We start from the raw sequence: 16,149 nt of genomic DNA, 5'->3' as shown, positions 1-16,149 counted from the left end.
AAGAATGGGCATGTATCGGCTGCCCGCCGCGAATGGCGCTCAGGAACAATCACACCAAGGATATTCGAGATGACCGATTTCACCCTGCATACCGTCGAAACCGCGCCGGAAGGCAGCCGCCAATCGCTTGAGGAAAGCAAGGCGGCCTTCGGTTTCGTACCGGGCCTGCACGCCGTCATGGCCGAGTCGCCGCAATTGCTGGCCGGCTACAAGGCCCTGCACGAGGGCTTCGCCAGCACGAGCTTCAATGCTGACGAGCTGACCGTTGTCTGGCAGACGATCAATGTCGAACATGCCTGTCATTATTGCGTCCCGGCGCACACCGGCATCGCCTACAGCATGAAGGTCGATGCGGCGATCATCGACGCCCTGCGCGATGAGACCCCATTGCCGACCGAGCGGCTCGAAGCCCTGCGCACCTTTACCCTCGCCATGTTGCGCCAGCGCGGCGAAGTGACCGACGCCCAGATCCAGGCCTTCCTGGACGCCGGCTATACGCGCCAGAACGTGTTCGAGGTCATTCTCGGCATGGCTCAGAAATTGATGAGCAATTACACCAACCACATCGCGAAGACGCCTGTGGACGCACCCTTCACCAAATTCGCCTGGCAGAAGGCCGAAGCGGTCGCCGCCGAATAGGGCAACGTCCGGCATGCCCGGGGGCGGTGACATCACCGCCCCTGCGGCACCGCACTAGCCTTGCGGCCACAGACCGGTCACGGCTGCCACGAGCAAGGCCAGCGTCACGACACATGCCACGGCCAGCCAGACCGGTTTCTCAACCTCACGCATGCACAGCCTCCAGGGCTGCGCGCATGGTATCGGGGATCGGCACGGGCCGGCGCGTCTCGCGGTCGACATAGACATGGACAAAATGCCCTTGGGCAGCGGCTTCGGGCTCGCCCGGCTTGAACAGGGCGATTTCATATCGCACGGAAGAGCGGCCGATTTTCGCGATCCGCAGACCGCCCTCAATCAGGTCGGGATAGGCCAGCGGTGCGAAATAATTGCAGCCGGTCTCGACCACGAGGCCGATGACGGCTCCGGCATGGATGTCGAGCCCCGCCTCCTCGATCAGGAAACAGTTCACGACCGTATCGAAGAAGCCGTAATATGCGGCGTTGTTGATATGGCCGTAGATGTCATTATCGGCCCAGCGCGTCGGCAGATCGCGCCAGCGGCCATAGGCGCTGCGGGGCATGGGCCCGGTCACAGCACGGCCTCATAACAGGCCAGGGCGGCATCCTGGGTCATCTCGCGCGGATTATTGACCAGCAGACGCGTCACCAGCATCGCCTCCTCGGCCAGGCGCGGCAGGTCATTGTGGCTGACGCCGACCTGGGAGAGACGCGTCTCGATCCCGACCGATGCCGCGATCCGTTCCATCTCCTCGACCAGTCCCTGGGTCGAGGCATGCAGGCCGAGATGACTGGCGAGCTCGGCATAGAGCGGTTCCGCCACTGGCGCATTGAAACGCAGGACCGGCGGCAGCATCAGCGAATTGGAGAGCCCGTGCGGCACGTGAAACACGCCCCCCAGCGGATAGGCCAGCGCATGCACCGCCCCGACCGGCGCATTGGCAAAGGCCTGGCCGGCGAGCAACGCGCCGAGCAGCATGTCCTCGCGCGCCTCAGCGTCCTGGCCATCCTGGCAGGCTCGCTCGATGGCGCCGTGCAGCTTTTTGAGACCGGCCAGCGCCAGCGCGTCAGAGACGGGGTTCTTCTGCAGCTTGGTCGTATAGGCCTCGATCGCATGCACCATGGCATCGATGCCGGTCGCCGCCGTCGTGCCGCGCGGCAGGCCATAGGTCAGCTCGGCGTCGAGCACGGCAAGATCGCCGTAGAGCGCGGGCGCATTGACGCCCATCTTCGAGCTCTCGCCAACCGTGATCACCGAGATCGGCGTCACCTCCGAACCGGTCCCGGCCGTGGTCGGGATCAGGATCAGCGGCAGGCGCGGACCGGTGGCATTATTGACGCCATACATCTGCGCCAGCGTCTGTTTCGAGCCGAGCAGCATCGCGACCAGCTTGGCCGCATCCATCGAACTGCCACCACCAAAACCGATCACGACCTCAGCACCGAAGGCGCGGGCCTCATCCTCGGCTTGCAGCACAACGTCTTCAGGCGGATCGGCAACCACCCGGTCGAAAATTGCGACGGACAGGCCCGCCGCTTCCAGCGCCGCGACGGCAGGGTCGATCAGGCCGACCGACCGTACGCCGGGATCCGTGACGAGAAATATCCGGCGGCGCTTGCCGATCAGGGGCGCGGCGATCACGGCCAGCCTGGCGGCGGAGCCGGCGCCGACATGAACATGCGGCACGGTGCGAAAATCGAAAGCGGTCATGGTCTTCCCGGGCTTGTCTGACGGACGGGCTATCTGGAGCGGTTCATGGTTGCCCCGTTGCCGGCTCATGGCAAGCGCGGGCCTGACGCTGATGGCAGCCTTCGTCCTGACTGAATCCGGCCGCCCGCCCCGATACCGACGTGCCAGAAAAGGTCAGGTGTGGCGGCCCGATTCCTCACGACAGGTAGACCCAAATCATCAAGAAATACTGGCCTGCCCGCCCGGCCGCCCCTAGGGTGAAGCCAACGCCTTGGAAAGGCTCGGGTCGAGGACGTGCGTATGACGGTCAAGGTCAGCTTCAACGAAGAGACGTCGATTCTGGCCGTCGAGGGTCGCGGCCAGGTCCTGCGGCGCGAGGCGGGCTGGGCTGCGGAACGATCATCAGAACTGATCCGGACCCATCCGGTCGGCGGTGTCCTGGTGGATTGCTTCGCTATCCAGCAGCAATCCTCGCCTGCTCTCTCGGCCGAAATGATTTCCGAATTCGTCGCCGCCATCGAAACCGGCGTGCCGATCGCCTATGTGCGTTCGGAAAGCTGGAATGCAGATTATTGCGAGCGTGTTGTGGCGTCCCTGGACTCGCTGCCGGAGAATGCCCGTGTGTTTCTCCAGGTCGACATCGCCGTAGACTGGCTGCGCGCCGAAGTGCCGGCCCCGGCGCCCGTTGACTGACCCAGACGGCCGCGACGGCGGAGCCGGCTAAAACCCGACCCCGCCGCCACAAGCGATCATCAATTCATCGTTGGAATGACAAAGGCCTGATCGCCGATATCGCCGGTTGGCCAGCGCTGGGTCACCGTCTTGATCTTGGTGAAGAAGCGGATGCCGTCGGTGCCATACTGATTGGTGTCGGTGAAGGCCGAACGCTTCCAGCCACCAAACGAGTGATAGGCAACGGGAACCGGGATCGGCACATTGATGCCGACCATGCCGACATTGACCTTGGCGGCGAATTCACGCGCCGCAAGGCCGTTGCGGGTGAAGATGGCGACGCCATTGCCGTACTGGTGATTGCTCGGCAGGGCCGCAGCCTCTTCCAGGGTTTCAGCGCGAACCACCTGCAAGACAGGTCCGAAGATCTCTTCCTGATAGGAACGCATTCCCGGCTTGACGTGATCGAACAGCGTCGGGCCGATGAAGAAGCCCTTCTCATGCCCCGGCAGCTCGAAACCCCGTCCGTCGAGCAGCAATTGTGCGCCCTCGTCGATCCCCATCTGGATGTAGTTCTCGATATTGGCCCGGTGCGCGGCTGAAACGACCGGTCCGTAGTGGGCCTTGTCGTCGGTGGAGACGCCGATGCGCAGATTGACCGCCTCGGCCTTGATGCGCGCGACGAACTCATCGGCAGTCTTCTGGCCAACAGGAACAGCGACCGGCAGCGCCATGCAGCGTTCGCCGGCCGAGCCATAGGCGGCACCGAGGAAATCATTCACGACCTGGTCCATATCGGCGTCGGGCATGATGATGCCGTGGTTCTTGGCCCCGCCCATCGCCTGGAAACGCTTGCCGTGCCTGGTGCAGCCCTGGGCGATATAGTGAGCGATATTGGAGGAACCGACGAAGCTGACGGCCTTGATGTCGTCATGCTCGATCAGGGCGTCGACGGCCGTCTTGTCACCGTGGACGACTTGCAGCACGCCTTCAGGCAGACCGGCCTCGATCATGATTTCGGCCAGGCGAACCGGCACGGACGGATCCTTCTCCGAAGGCTTCAGGATCATCGCATTGCCGGTCGACAGCGCCATGCCCATGAACCACATCGGGATCATGGCCGGGAAGTTGAACGGGGTAATGCCGGCGACCACACCGAGCGGCTGGCGCATGGAATAGACGTCAATGCCCGGACCGGCGCTCTCGGTATATTCGCCCTTCATCAGGTGCGGCACGCCGCAGGCGAATTCGATCACTTCCAGACCGCGGATCAGGTCGCCCTTGGAGTCGGCAATCACCTTGCCGTGCTCGGAGGACAGGAGATGGGCCAGCTCGTCCATCCGGTCCTCAACCAGCATCTTGTATTTCATCAGGACGCGGGCCCGGCGCTGCGGGTTCATCGCGGCCCAGATGGCCTGGCCCTTCTTGGCCCCCTCGACAGCACGGGCGACTTCATCGGACGTCGCGAACTGGACGCGCGCCTGCACCTTGCCGGTATTGGGATTGAAGATATCGCCGTAATTGCCCGACGCGCCAGTGAACGACTGGCCGTCGATGAAATGATTGACTTCACGCGTCATGGTTTCCGCTCCCGAGGATTTGGGCGACGGGTGGCACGAGCGATCGCGCCTCCCGTCTTTGCGGCTGACTTAATACGCTGCGCCGGACCTGTCGAGACGAGCCGGTGAGGCCGGGCACTGCCGCTGGTTGCAAATTACCCACAAAAGACTGATTTCGCGCCGCGCGACCCATAGTTTTCTTGACCGGCAAGGTCGCGCGCAGCTAGAAATACGATCAGCAACTCGGTTTGCCACTGCAGATGGTCTGTAGACCACAAACCGTTTCATCACATCGGGGAAATCTATGTCGAAACAACACCTTTCGGGGAAATTCAAGCATGCCATGGGCGCGAGCTGCTCAGTGCTGGCCCTGCTGCTGGCCGCACCGGCCGCCATGGCACAAACCGAAGTGCCGACTATCGTTCCGGCCGACCCGGGCACATCGGAGACAATTCTCGACACCGCAACGGACGTCACCGGCGTCGGCATGTTCTTCCGCAATGATGGTTTCGTCTGCACCGGCACGCTGATCAATCCGCGCACCGTGATTTTCGCCGCTCACTGCGTCAATGACCGCCCGGCCAGCGATTACGGTACCGACGGCGCCATCGCCGCCGCCTTCTCCTTTGGCGCCGATTCCCTGCCCGGCTTCCTGAGCTGGATCAACAATTCCTTTACCTCCAATCCGGACATGGCCGTCTTCAACATCAACCAGATCATCTACAATCTGGATTCAATCGCCCGCCCTGGGAGCTTTGGCTTCCAGGAAGGTGATGTCGCCCTCTCCGTGCTCGACACGCCTGCCAGTGAAGTCCCGACCTGGGCCCTGCTTTTCTCGGCCCTCCCCGCGCCAACCAGCTACACCCAGGAAACCGGCTCCGGCTATCACGTCAATCTGACCGGCTATGGCCGTTCCGGGACCGCCCTTGACGGCGCCATCATCGGCATCGACTGGCGCCGCCGTGCCGCCGAAAACTTCATCGGCGCGCTGACCTCCTTCGATGAGCGCAACACTTTCCTGTTCGGCGCCCCCTTCGGCGATCTGCCACAAAACCTCTACCGGCTCGATTTCGACGACCCGAACCGCACCAACCCGTATGATTTCGACCTCTATCGCGGCAATGCGGCGACCAATGAGGGCACGACGGCCGGCGGCGACTCCGGTGGCCCGCTCATCCTCGACGCCGCCAATAATCCGGGTATTGACGAAGACCTGGTGATCGGCGTCCTGTCCGGCGGTTCGCGCTTCTTTGGCCCACAGGCCTTCAGCTCCTATGGCACCGAGAGCTTCTACCAGCCGCTCTACCTGTTCTGGGACTGGATCGTCGCCAACAGCCCCTACCGCTATGTCGCTGCCGCCGAAGGTGATGGCGCCTGGGAAGATGCCAGTCACTGGCTGACCGAAATCGATCCGGCTTTCCGCGTGATCGACGCCAACGGTAATGTCGTGAACGGCCTGCCCACCAATCCGGGCGTCGGCGTCGCCGGCACGGATCCAAGCTGGGGCGAGGTCTGCTTCGCTCCCGGTGGTGTCAGCGGACCCGGATTTGAGTGCGTGACGCTCGAAGACGGCGATGTGCACCCCTATGATGGCACTGCGCCATCTGCTGGCGGCGACAGCAATGCAATCGGCGAGGTCGGCAACAATATTCCGGGCGCCAATTCCGGCCTGATGGTCGAGGACGCTCCACAAAACGGCACCGGTACGCTGGCACTGGTCGACGGTGAATACACCTCCGACCCGCTCCCGGCCGCGACGCTGGAAAACGGCCTCCCCGGCGCCACCGGATTCGTGCCCGACAATATCGACCCGAATTCGGGCCTGGGCATCAATGCCCGCTATTTCGACGTCAACCTGTCGGCCGCCGGCACGACGACGCTCGACAGCACCGTTGAAATCGATGTCCTGACCATCAGCGGCGCCGCCGCCGGTCTCGACATCGGCGCCGCCGGCGACCTGACCAGCCTCAGCGAAATCATGCACCAGGCGGGCAGCGTCAATGTCGACGGTACGCTGACCACCTATGGCGATTACCTGCTGATGTCCGGCATGCTGTCCGGCTCGGGCACGGTGAGCACACCATTCCTGACCAACATCATGGGCCTGATTGCTCCGGGTGAAGTCGGCGGTATCGGTACGCTGACCATTGACGGCAATGCCGTCCTCGCTTCCGCAAGCGGCCTGTCCATCGACATTGATGCCAGTGGTGCGAGCGATCTCCTCGTGGTCACGGGCGGCGCCTCCCTTGGCGGGACCGTGCTGCTCAACCCGGTTGCCGGCTATCTGCCACGCTTCGGCGACAGCTACACCTTCCTGACGGCAGGCAGCATCACCGACGCTTTCGGTGCGGTCTACGACCTGCCGGGCGTTCTCAAGCCGGTCCTGTCCTACACCGCGACCTCGGCCAGCGTTGAGATTGAAGCCCAGAACTTCAGATCGCAGGCGACCTTCACCAATAATTTCCAGACCGCCCTCGGGCGTGCACTGGATGGTGGCCGCGCCGGCTCCTATGACGATCTGGCTGAAGTGTATGGCCTGCTCGACCTGCTCGAGGGCGACGCCCTCACCACCGCGCTCGACACCATGTCGCCTTATGAGGCGGTGATGTTCGATCGTTCGGTACGGACGCACTCTGACGTTCTCGGCCGCGCCCTGCGCGAGCAGATCGGCACCCTTGGCATGATGGCCAATGGCGGCGATGACATCCTGGCAGACGCCAAACAGGCCAATGGCCTCGCCGGCATGAGCGACCTCGGACTGCTGGCTCGCGCCACCGTCAAGTCGGGCAACTCGACCAGCGGTGTCGAGAACGGCGACATGCGCCGGATCTTCGGTTCCATCGGTACGATCGACGCCACTGCAAGCACATTCGCGGGCAGCGCGGACAGCCTGATCGACGGCAATTACTCGATGTTCGGCCTTGATATTCCGCTTACCGAAACGGTCCGCATCGGTGCCGCAGCCGGCTTTGCCAACTCCGACAACACCGCCGGTGCCTCACTGGGCGGAACCAATGTCAGCACCGAAACCGAGCAATTGACGGCTTTCGCGTCCTACTCGGCGGGCCGCATCTCGGCGAGCCTGGCGCTTGGCCGTGCCAGCCACGAAAGCAACGCGACCCGGACTATCAATCTGGGCGGCGTGATGGTGCCGGCACAGACCCGGACCACCGCGGATGAAAGCACGGTTGATGCCGCGATCCGTTATGATCTCTACTCGAGCGATGACGGTATCCGCGTCACACCGATGGCGAGCATCACGGCGAGCAATGTCGATTTCAAGGCCACCACGAGCTATTCCTCGATTGGCAGCCTCGACATCAATTCTCGCTCGGGCAGCAATACGATCGCCCGCATCGGTTCAGCCTTCGGCCTGGATCTGGGGACGCATATCTCCACGACCCTCTATGTCGGCGCTGCCGAGCAATATGGTGATGGTGCCGAGACCTATTCGGCCTCCTTCCACGACACCAACGGTGTGAACTTCTCTGCACCGAGCGGCGTCGATATGGGCGGAAACTGGTGGGAAGTTGCCGGCAGCCTGTCGGCTGACCTCAGCTTCGGTGGCACACTCACCGTCAGCCATGAACGTCAGATCGATCGCGACTTCTCCGAAATCGAGGTCACGACGCTCAGCTACAGCCTGCCATTCTAGTCAGACCTGACTGAGTGTAATGCCAACACCCGGACGCTTCCCGCGTCCGGGTGTTTTTCTTTTTCGGCACAGGCGACGGAATTCCGGGGCCCGGGCGTTGACGACCTGTCACTCACGCCGCTAGGAGCCCGTTCCGGATGGCCCGCTTATCAGTCCTCATCCCCACCGCCCTGTTTCTCCTCGCCGGCTGTGCCTCGCACGATGGCCCGCCTCCGGGCGAGCGCGGCGGACGCCCCGGCGGTCCCGCTGGCGGCGCCAGTGGCTTCGACATGGCCGTCCAGCTCGTTGATCGCGGGGAGTATCAGGAGGCGCTGCCGATCCTGCGCTGCGTCGCGGGACAGGGCAGCGGATTCGAGATCGCCCAATACCTCGCCGGCTACAGCGCCATCCGTCTGGCGACAGCGGAAGCCACACCGGCCATCCTGCGGGACGAAATGCGCGTGGAGGGTTTCGACCGTCTGACCAGCGCTGCCCAGGCGGGCTGGCCAACGGCGCAGGCCGAACTGGCGGTGCAATTCGCATCGCTGGACAGTGCCGAAGCACCGGTGCGCGCCGCCTATTGGGCCGCCGTCTACCGGCGCAATGCCCGGGACCGGACCTATGGTCTCGATCGTCTTGATGATGGAATCGAAGCGCGGATCGCCAGCCGGATCGACGCCGAGCAGACGGCTGAGATCGAGAGCCAGGCAGCGGCGTTTACCATCGAACCACTGACAGCGATCCCGGCGACACCTGCCTGCACACCCTATCTCGGCTCACCAAGCTTCGGGCGCCAGCGCGGCGGTGGCGAACAGCGCCGTGGCCGCGGTGGGCGCGGCGGTGGCGGCGGCGGTGGCGGTCGCGGCGGGCCGTCCCTGCAGGAGGGCTAGCGGCGGGCCGCTAATCAGCGGCTGCGGCGGGCGAGCTCACGGGCGCGCGTGCGTGCACGCCAGGTCTGCAGGCCGTGCACCATGCTGGCGACAAGGCCCATTTTGAGGCCGCGTGGGGTACGACGCGGATTGCCCGCCTCCGACAGGCGAGCCCGCGTTTCGGCCTCGTCAAAGGCCCTGGTCTTGCGGAACACGGCGACATCGCCGGCGATCATTTCCTGCAGCGTCCAGCCCTCATCGGCGCTCAGTGCGTCGGCGAGCCGGGCCGCCGAACCCTTTGCCGCACCCATCAGCACCAGCACACCGCCCAGCTTCAGCCGGCTGGCGATCTGGCGCCAATTCCCCGCCATGGCCGGGAAGCCGAGATCGGAACCGATCAGGGCCGCATCGAGCGGCGTGCGATCCGGTTCGGCCATAAGGCCGGCCTGACGGCGCAGGCGATCGACCTTCACCGAGCGCCGTTCACACTGCGCCTGCAGGATGTCGGTATCGGCCAGCGACGCGATCACTTCATGGAAGGCACCACGCTGCAGGAAGACCGTCCCGAGTTCGGAACCGCCGACCTGCAGGGTCTTGTCGCCGGGCTTGACCAGCAGCGCGAGATAATCGGCGACCACATCGTCCTCGATCCGGGCCCGCTTGGCTGGCATTCTGCGCGTGCTACCGGCGGCGATTGCTGTTTGCATCATCATGGCGCGTCCCATTCGTGAACAAGGTGTTAATCCTGTGGACGCACATCGCAAGCGGCGGGCCAAAGCGTAAACGGGGCATTAACCCTGCGGGCACCGCTGGCGAAAATGTCGATTGCGCCGCGGCGCGAGGCGGGCTTCTCTGCAGGGATGGATACAGATGATTCCCAGCTCCCTGCGGTTCCGAAACATGTCGTTGATGACCTGATCGAGGATCGGGCCCCGCGGCTGATTCACACGCCGCTCTGGCCGGTGATCAAATGGATCGGCTATCCGCTCCTGGGCTATCGCCGCGCCGTCGCCATGGTCGATGCGATCGCACACCGCTCGGGTACAGATTGTCTGGAATGGTGTTCGGAATATCTCGACCTGGATGTCGAGCTCTCCGGCCTCGACAATGTGCCCGCGAGCGGTGCCTGCGTGATTGTCTCCAATCACCCCGGCGGCATCGCCGATGGCGTCGCTGTCTGGGATGCGCTGAAAGCCAAGCGCCCGGACCTGCTCTTCTTCGCCAATCGCGATGCGCTCAAGGTCTGCCCGGGCCTGGAGGAGCGCATCATCCCGGTGGAGTGGCGCGACGAAGCCCGTTCGCGGACCCAGTCACGTGACATGCTCAAACGCGCCATCGAGGCCTTCAAGGCCGGACAATGCATCGTCATCTTCCCCTCCGGCCGGATGTCGGAATGGAGCTGGAAGAAATGGCAACTGGTCGAAAAACCCTGGCACCCGACGGCCGTCAGCCTGGCGCGGAAGTTCAAGGCGCCCATCATTCCGCTGGCCGTGCGCCAGCGCATGCCGATTCTCTATTACGCCCTCGCCCAGCTCAATGAGGAGCTGAAGGACATGACGATCTTCCACGGCTTCATGGGCAAGGCCGAAGCGCACTACAGGCTGGCCTTTGGCCGGGCGATGGAGATCGGTCCCGATGACGGCACGGATGCGGAAGCGACGGCGATGATGCGCGATATTTGCGAACGCACCGCCTGGGGCAAATAGACGCCGCCCTCAGACGTGCTGGTCGATCAGGATCGGATTGCCGTCGGGATCGGTGAGCATGAAGTGCGCCGGCCCGGAGCCCGGCTCGATCGGTTCGCCGACATCAAGCCCGGCCGCCTTCAACCTGGCCTGCAGCGCGCGGACATCCTCGAAATCCGTCAGGGTTTCGCGGTTTTGCCCCCAGCCCGGATTGAAGGTCAGCATGTTCTTCTCGAACATGTTCTGGAACAGGCCGATGACCTTGCCGCCCTGGCGCAGGACAAGCCAGCCCTGGTCGATATTGCCGCCGGTCTCGGTGAAGCCCAGGGCTTCATAGAATGTCTTCGAAGCCCGGATATCCTTGACGGCCAGGCTGATCGAGAAAGCTCCAAGTGCCATTGCACATCTCCTGGCGCGACACGGCCGCTGCTAGAGGCCGCCTGGGTGAAAACTCCGGCGGTCGCGCTTCGCCCGCATGGCCGTAATCGTGCCAGACGCCCCGGCAGATATCAATCGCGCGGCTCGATCCGGTTGAGCGCCACGTAATTGCGGCCTTCGGACACGGCAAAGACCAGATCCGGCCGGCCGTCATCGTTCAGATCACCGACACTGACATTGTAGCTATCCGACGCTTCCAGCTCCACAAGATCGACGGCCTCGAACCCGTCCCCGGTCGCCATATAGACCCGGTCACGGGTCTCGGAATTGGCAACGGCAATATCCAGACGCCCGTCGCCATCAAAATCCGCCAGGGCCAGGCCGTACATCTCGTCATCATCACCGCCGAACGAGCCCCGCTCGGAGAAACCGCCAGCCCCGTCATTGATGAAGATAACGCCAGAGCGTTCCATCCCGCCCGCGAGGATGTCCGGATGGCCGTCCCCATTCATGTCGCCAAGCGCAACGGCGCGGACTTCCATATCCAGATCGGCACCGACCGCGATGGGGGGCTCAAAGGCACCACCACCCGCACCGAAATACAGCATCACGCCTTCACCGCCGCGGTTCGAGAAGACCAGATCCACCACCCCGTCGGCATTCAGATCACCGATCTCGACCTGAATAGTCTGAAAGGCGCCCGGCAGCTCGACAATGTGGTCAAAGCCGCCGCGTCCATCGTTGAAGAAGACAAGATTGGCCGCGCCGCGCTGGATCAGGACCAGATCAAAATCACCATCGGCATCAAGGTCGGCAGCGGCAATGGAGCGCGCCTGCGCGATCGGCCCGATCTCCTGGCCGGCGTCGAAATGCCCGCTCCCGTCATTCAACTGGATCAGGACGGGCAGAAGATCGCGGGCAATCGCGGCGTCGAGATCGCCATCGCCGTCGAAGTCGGCCAGCGCCGCTTCATAGCCCGTCGCCCGGACAGAGCCGGCGTCATAGGATGAGCGGAAGTATCCCATCCCGTTATTGAGATAGATTTCGTCCTGCTGGATCCAGTGACGGCCATTGACGGCAAACCCGTCCAGATCGCCATCACCATCCAGATCACCCAGATTGACCGAGGCGGTCAGCGCCGTGGTTTCACCGAAAAAATTGTAGGGATGAATTCGAAACGGGGCGTCCTGGGCCAGGGCGGGCGCGGACGCGCCCAGGATCAGGCCTATTGTGATCAGGTAAGGGCGCATAATGCCTCCTGCGTGCCGGGACACATGGAGTACCCGCCCAGCCATGCCGTGGCAAATAACCAGTCGGAGAGGCGGTGATCGTGCGGCGCGGCCAGTCTTGAGCGCAAGACCGGAGCAGGTCCGGCATATCCTCAGGGGGCGTGCACTGGTGCCAAGCGAATTCGTCCCTGCCCATCCAGCGTCACGGGCTGGATGGGCAGGGGAAATTCAGGTGGTCAGCTTTCGCGTTCGACCAGCATGCCCTTGATCTTGCCGATAGCTTCGGCAGGATTGAGGCCCTTCGGACAGACCTGGGCGCAATTCATGATGGTGTGGCAGCGATAGAGCTTGAACGGATCGTCGAGCTCGTCGAGGCGCTCACCCTTGGCTTCATCACGGCTGTCGGCCAGCCAGCGATAGGATTGCAGCAGCGCGGCAGGGCCGAGATATTTGTCGCCATTCCACCAATAGGACGGGCAGGCGGTCGAGCATGAGGCGCACATGATGCACTCATAGGCGCCATCGAGCTGGGCCCGCTCTTCGGGAGACTGTTTCCACTCCTTCTCCGGCGCCGGTGTGTCAGTCTGGAGATAGGGTTTGATCGCCGCGTGCTGGGCGTAGAACTGGGTCAGATCCGGGATCAGGTCGCGCACCACAGGCTGGTGTGGCAGAGGCGAGATCGTGATCGTGCCGTCATACTCGTCAATGCCGGAGGTGCAGGCGATGGTATTGCGCCCGCCGATATTCATCGAGCAGGAGCCGCACACGCCCTCGCGGCAGGAGCGCCGGAAAGCCAGGGTCGCGTCGACATTGTTCTTGATCCACAGGATGGCATCGAGAACCATCGGGCCGCAATCATCGAGATCGACCTTGTATGTGTCCCAGCTCGGCGGATTGCCGCTTTCCGGATCATAGCGATAGACGCGGAAGGTCCGCACATTCTTGGCGCCGTCCGGCTTGGGCCAGGTCTTGCCTTTGGTCGGCTGAGAGCCGCGGGGAAGTGTGAGTTCAACCATGATCGTCTTCCCTTAGTAAACCCGAGCTTTTGGCACGATATAATCGATATCCTTCGACATCGTGTAGTCATGCACCGGGCGATAATCGATCCGCACATCGCCCTTGTCGTCGCACCAGGCGAGGGTGTGCTTCATCCAGGTCTTGTCATTGCGATCGGGGAAATCCTCGCGGGCGTGGGCGCCGCGGCTTTCCTCGCGATTGGCCGCACCATTGACGGTGACGGCGGCCTGGGCGAGCAGATTGTCGAGCTCCAGCGTTTCCATCAGATCGGTATTCCAGACCATGGAGCGGTCGGAGACGCCGATATCGGCCATGCCGGCATAAACCTCGCGCATCGCCTCGATGCCTTCATTGAGGACGGGGCCGGTGCGGAAGACGGCGCAGTTGTTCTGCATGCCGCGCTGCATTTGCAGCCGCAGCTTGGCCGTCGGCGTGCCGCCGGCGGCATTGCGGTATTTGTCGAGCCGGTCGAGGGAATTCTGGCCCTCTTCAGCCTTGAATTCCGGCTGCGGCGCGCCAGGGGTGACGGTCTCGCCGAGGCGCAGGCCGGCGGCGCGGCCGAACACCACGAGATCGATCAGCGAGTTGGAGCCGAGGCGATTGGCGCCGTGCACCGAGACGCAGGCCGCTTCGCCGACCGCCATCAGGCCCGGCACGACCGTGTCGGCATTGTCGCCAACCTTGGTGAGAACCTCGCCGTGATAATTGGTCGGGATGCCGCCCATATTGTAGTGGACCGTCGGCAGGACCGGGATCGGCTCCTTCGTGACATCGACACCGGCGAAGATGCGGGCGCTGTCGGAAATGCCCGGCAGGCGCTCGGCCAGCACGGCCGGGTCGAGATGGTCGAGATGGAGATAGATATGGTCCTTGTTGGGACCGACACCGCGGCCATCGCGAATTTCCATCGTCATCGAGCGTGAGACGACATCGCGCGAGGCGAGATCCTTGGCCGATGGCGCGTAGCGCTCCATGAAGCGCTCACCCTCGGAATTGGTCAGATAACCGCCTTCGCCGCGCGCACCCTCGGTGATCAGGCAGCCGGCGCCATAGATGCCGGTCGGGTGGAATTGCACAAATTCCATGTCCTGCAGCGGCAGGCCGGCGCGCAGCACCATGGCATTGCCGTCACCGGTACAGGTGTGGGCCGAGGTGGCGGAGAAATAGGCCCGGCCATAGCCGCCGGTCGCCAGGATAACGGTCTGGGCGCGGAAGCGGTGCAGCGTGCCGTCATCGAGCTTCCAGGCAGTGATGCCGCGGCAGACACCGTCGTCCATGATCAGGTCGAGGGCAAAATACTCGATGAAGAATTCCGTCTCATGGCGCACGGACTGGCCATAGAGCGTGTGCAGGATGGCGTGACCGGTCCGGTCGGCGGCGGCGCAGGTGCGCTGGACCGGGCCTTCGCCGAAATTGCGGGTCATGCCGCCAAAGGCGCGCTGATAGATCTTGCCGTCCTCGGTGCGCGAGAAGGGCACGCCCCAGTGCTCGAGCTCGTAAACAGCGGCCGGCGCTTCGCGGCAGAGATATTCGATCGCGTCCTGGTCACCGAGCCAGTCGGAACCCTTGACGGTGTCATACATGTGCCAGCGCCAGTCATCCTCGCCCATATTGCCGAGCGAGGCGGAAATCCCGCCCTGCGCTGCAACCGTGTGGGAGCGGGTCGGGAAGACCTTGGAGATACAGGCGGTCTTCAGACCGGCTTGCGAGGCACCCAGTGCGGCGCGCAGCCCGGAGCCGCCAGCGCCAACGACCACGACATCATAGGTGTGATCGATCCATTTATAGTCGGCCATGAAGAACGTCCGTTACAGCGCGAGTTTGACAAGTGCGAACACGGTGACCAGCCACAGGCCCAGTGTCAGAAAGGTATTGCCGAGCAGAAGAAAGGCCTTCGTGCCGGCCTTGTGGACATAATCCTCGATCACGACCTGCAGGCCGGAGCGCATGTGATGGAAGCCGGCGGTCAGCGTCAGCAGGGTGACAATGGCGCCCATCGGCGAGGCGAGGAAAGCCCGCATCGCGGCCGGGTCCGGCGCGCCCGAGGTGGCGAGCATCCAGACAAAGACCGGGATGAGAAAGAAGAGCGCGATCGAGGTGACGCGCTGGGCGATGAAATGCGCCGTACCGTGTCCGGAGGCGCCGAGGCCGCGCACCTTGGCGGCAGGGGTTCTGTAATCGGTCATCGATCAGCTCCCGAAACCAAGCCAGATGGCGATTGTCGGCACCAGGGCCAGAAACATGATCGCCATCGAGCGGAAATTCGAACCCTGGGGATCGAAGCCCTTGCCGAAATCCCACATCAGGTGGCGCAGGCCGTTGAGCCAGTGATAGCTCACCGAATAGGTCAGCAGGATCAGGCCGACGCGCGTCACCCAGGCCATCCAGCCCTCGAACAGGAAGGCGACCGAGCCCTCGGCGCCAAACGCCAGAAGGACGATCCAGATCGCGATCGCGACGGCGCCGATATAATTGCCGATGCCGGTTGCCCGGTGAAGAATGGAAGACGCCATCGTCGCGTGCCAGCGCCACACCTGAAGATGTGGCGACATCGGCCGCGGATCGGACCAGTCGGAAGCCATGAGGCACCCTTTCGAAATCTGTGTCGGTATCACTGAGCGCAGAACGCGTATCAGCTTTGAGTCTCGCACCGCACAATAGGCCGCACAATGTCAGCGTCAACGCGATCAGGCGCAGACCGCTGACAAGTTGCAGACATTTTGATCCGGCAGCAGCGCAGTGGCGCCTGGGCCCGGCCGCCCAAAGGCGGCCGGAATT

Annotated in this window: 15 protein-coding genes; 5 read left to right on the top strand and 10 right to left on the bottom strand. The window is 63.5% G+C overall.

Translation table 11 applies throughout. The features are described from left to right. Positions 1 to 69: 69 nt before the first annotated feature. Positions 70 to 639 (top strand): carboxymuconolactone decarboxylase family protein, encoded by a 570-nt coding sequence (locus tag ACN0YF_RS06865; protein ID WP_417481111.1) that lies wholly within the window; start codon positions 70 to 72, stop codon positions 637 to 639. A gap of 145 nt (positions 640 to 784) precedes the next feature. Here the strand turns inward: ACN0YF_RS06865 and ACN0YF_RS06860 are convergent, their stop codons facing one another. Both ACN0YF_RS06860 and ACN0YF_RS06855 read right to left on the bottom strand, forming a co-directional pair. Continuing rightward, positions 785 to 1,201 (bottom strand): acyl-CoA thioesterase, encoded by a 417-nt coding sequence (locus ACN0YF_RS06860; RefSeq protein WP_417481112.1) that lies wholly within the window; start codon positions 1,199 to 1,201, stop codon positions 785 to 787. An 8-nt stretch (positions 1,202 to 1,209) separates the two neighbouring features. Next, entirely contained in the window at positions 1,210 to 2,349 is a 1,140-nt protein-coding gene (locus ACN0YF_RS06855) for an iron-containing alcohol dehydrogenase (RefSeq protein ID WP_417481113.1), read from the bottom strand. Between the two features lie 279 nt (positions 2,350 to 2,628). On the opposite strand from ACN0YF_RS06855, the gene ACN0YF_RS06850 reads away from it, so the two are divergent. Then, positions 2,629 to 3,021, top strand: a complete 393-nt coding sequence (locus ACN0YF_RS06850) for a hypothetical protein (protein WP_417481114.1) — start codon at positions 2,629 to 2,631, stop codon at positions 3,019 to 3,021. Between the two features lie 59 nt (positions 3,022 to 3,080). On the opposite strand, the gene ACN0YF_RS06845 is transcribed toward ACN0YF_RS06850, so the two are convergent. Next, positions 3,081 to 4,580 carry a CoA-acylating methylmalonate-semialdehyde dehydrogenase gene (locus ACN0YF_RS06845; RefSeq protein ID WP_417493817.1) on the bottom strand — a complete coding sequence of 500 codons (1,500 nt, stop codon included), beginning with the start codon at positions 4,578 to 4,580 and terminating at the stop codon, positions 3,081 to 3,083. Positions 4,581 to 4,863: 283 nt separating this feature from the next. Here ACN0YF_RS06845 and ACN0YF_RS06840 point away from each other — a divergent pair, with 283 nt between their 5' ends. Continuing rightward, positions 4,864 to 8,214 (top strand): autotransporter domain-containing protein, encoded by a 3,351-nt coding sequence (locus ACN0YF_RS06840; protein WP_417493816.1) that lies wholly within the window; start codon positions 4,864 to 4,866, stop codon positions 8,212 to 8,214. Positions 8,215 to 8,351: 137 nt separating this feature from the next. Beyond that, positions 8,352 to 9,083, top strand: coding sequence for a hypothetical protein (locus ACN0YF_RS06835; RefSeq protein WP_417493815.1), 732 nt, complete (start codon positions 8,352 to 8,354; stop codon positions 9,081 to 9,083). A 14-nt stretch (positions 9,084 to 9,097) separates the two neighbouring features. Here the strand turns inward: ACN0YF_RS06835 and ACN0YF_RS06830 are convergent, their stop codons facing one another. Continuing rightward, positions 9,098 to 9,733 carry a hypothetical protein gene (locus ACN0YF_RS06830; protein WP_417493814.1) on the bottom strand — a complete coding sequence of 212 codons (636 nt, stop codon included), beginning with the start codon at positions 9,731 to 9,733 and terminating at the stop codon, positions 9,098 to 9,100. Between the two features lie 189 nt (positions 9,734 to 9,922). On the opposite strand from ACN0YF_RS06830, the gene ACN0YF_RS06825 reads away from it, so the two are divergent. Beyond that, complete coding sequence (locus ACN0YF_RS06825) at positions 9,923 to 10,768, top strand: 1-acyl-sn-glycerol-3-phosphate acyltransferase (RefSeq protein ID WP_417493813.1); 846 nt, start codon at positions 9,923 to 9,925, stop codon at positions 10,766 to 10,768. Between the two features lie 9 nt (positions 10,769 to 10,777). On the opposite strand, the gene ACN0YF_RS06820 is transcribed toward ACN0YF_RS06825, so the two are convergent. The 6 genes from ACN0YF_RS06820 to sdhC all read right to left on the bottom strand — a co-directional run bounded on the left by ACN0YF_RS06820 (position 10,778) and on the right by sdhC (position 15,953). Further along, positions 10,778 to 11,146 carry a VOC family protein gene (locus tag ACN0YF_RS06820; RefSeq protein ID WP_417493812.1) on the bottom strand — a complete coding sequence of 123 codons (369 nt, stop codon included), beginning with the start codon at positions 11,144 to 11,146 and terminating at the stop codon, positions 10,778 to 10,780. Positions 11,147 to 11,256: 110 nt separating this feature from the next. Beyond that, on the bottom strand, positions 11,257 to 12,375 hold the full coding sequence (locus ACN0YF_RS06815) for an FG-GAP repeat domain-containing protein (RefSeq protein WP_417493811.1): 1,119 nt from the start codon (positions 12,373 to 12,375) through the stop codon (positions 11,257 to 11,259). Between the two features lie 215 nt (positions 12,376 to 12,590). Continuing rightward, positions 12,591 to 13,370: a succinate dehydrogenase iron-sulfur subunit gene (locus tag ACN0YF_RS06810; protein WP_417481122.1), complete on the bottom strand. Its 780-nt coding sequence runs from the start codon at positions 13,368 to 13,370 to the stop codon at positions 12,591 to 12,593. Between the two features lie 12 nt (positions 13,371 to 13,382). Then, complete coding sequence (gene sdhA / locus ACN0YF_RS06805; RefSeq protein ID WP_417493810.1) at positions 13,383 to 15,167, bottom strand: succinate dehydrogenase flavoprotein subunit; 1,785 nt, start codon at positions 15,165 to 15,167, stop codon at positions 13,383 to 13,385. A gap of 12 nt (positions 15,168 to 15,179) precedes the next feature. Then, positions 15,180 to 15,557, bottom strand: a complete 378-nt coding sequence (gene sdhD / locus ACN0YF_RS06800) for a succinate dehydrogenase, hydrophobic membrane anchor protein (protein ID WP_417481124.1) — start codon at positions 15,555 to 15,557, stop codon at positions 15,180 to 15,182. A 3-nt stretch (positions 15,558 to 15,560) separates the two neighbouring features. Continuing rightward, a complete protein-coding gene (gene sdhC, locus ACN0YF_RS06795; RefSeq protein ID WP_417481125.1) occupies positions 15,561 to 15,953 on the bottom strand; it encodes a succinate dehydrogenase, cytochrome b556 subunit in 393 nt (130 codons plus the stop codon). Positions 15,954 to 16,149: the final 196 nt, after the last annotated feature.

The organism is Maricaulis sp., from assembly GCF_048270265.1.
Lineage (GTDB): Bacteria > Pseudomonadota > Alphaproteobacteria > Caulobacterales > Maricaulaceae > Maricaulis.
The sequence above is the reverse complement of the archived record's forward strand: the minus strand, read 5'-3'. Positions and strand labels throughout refer to the sequence as shown.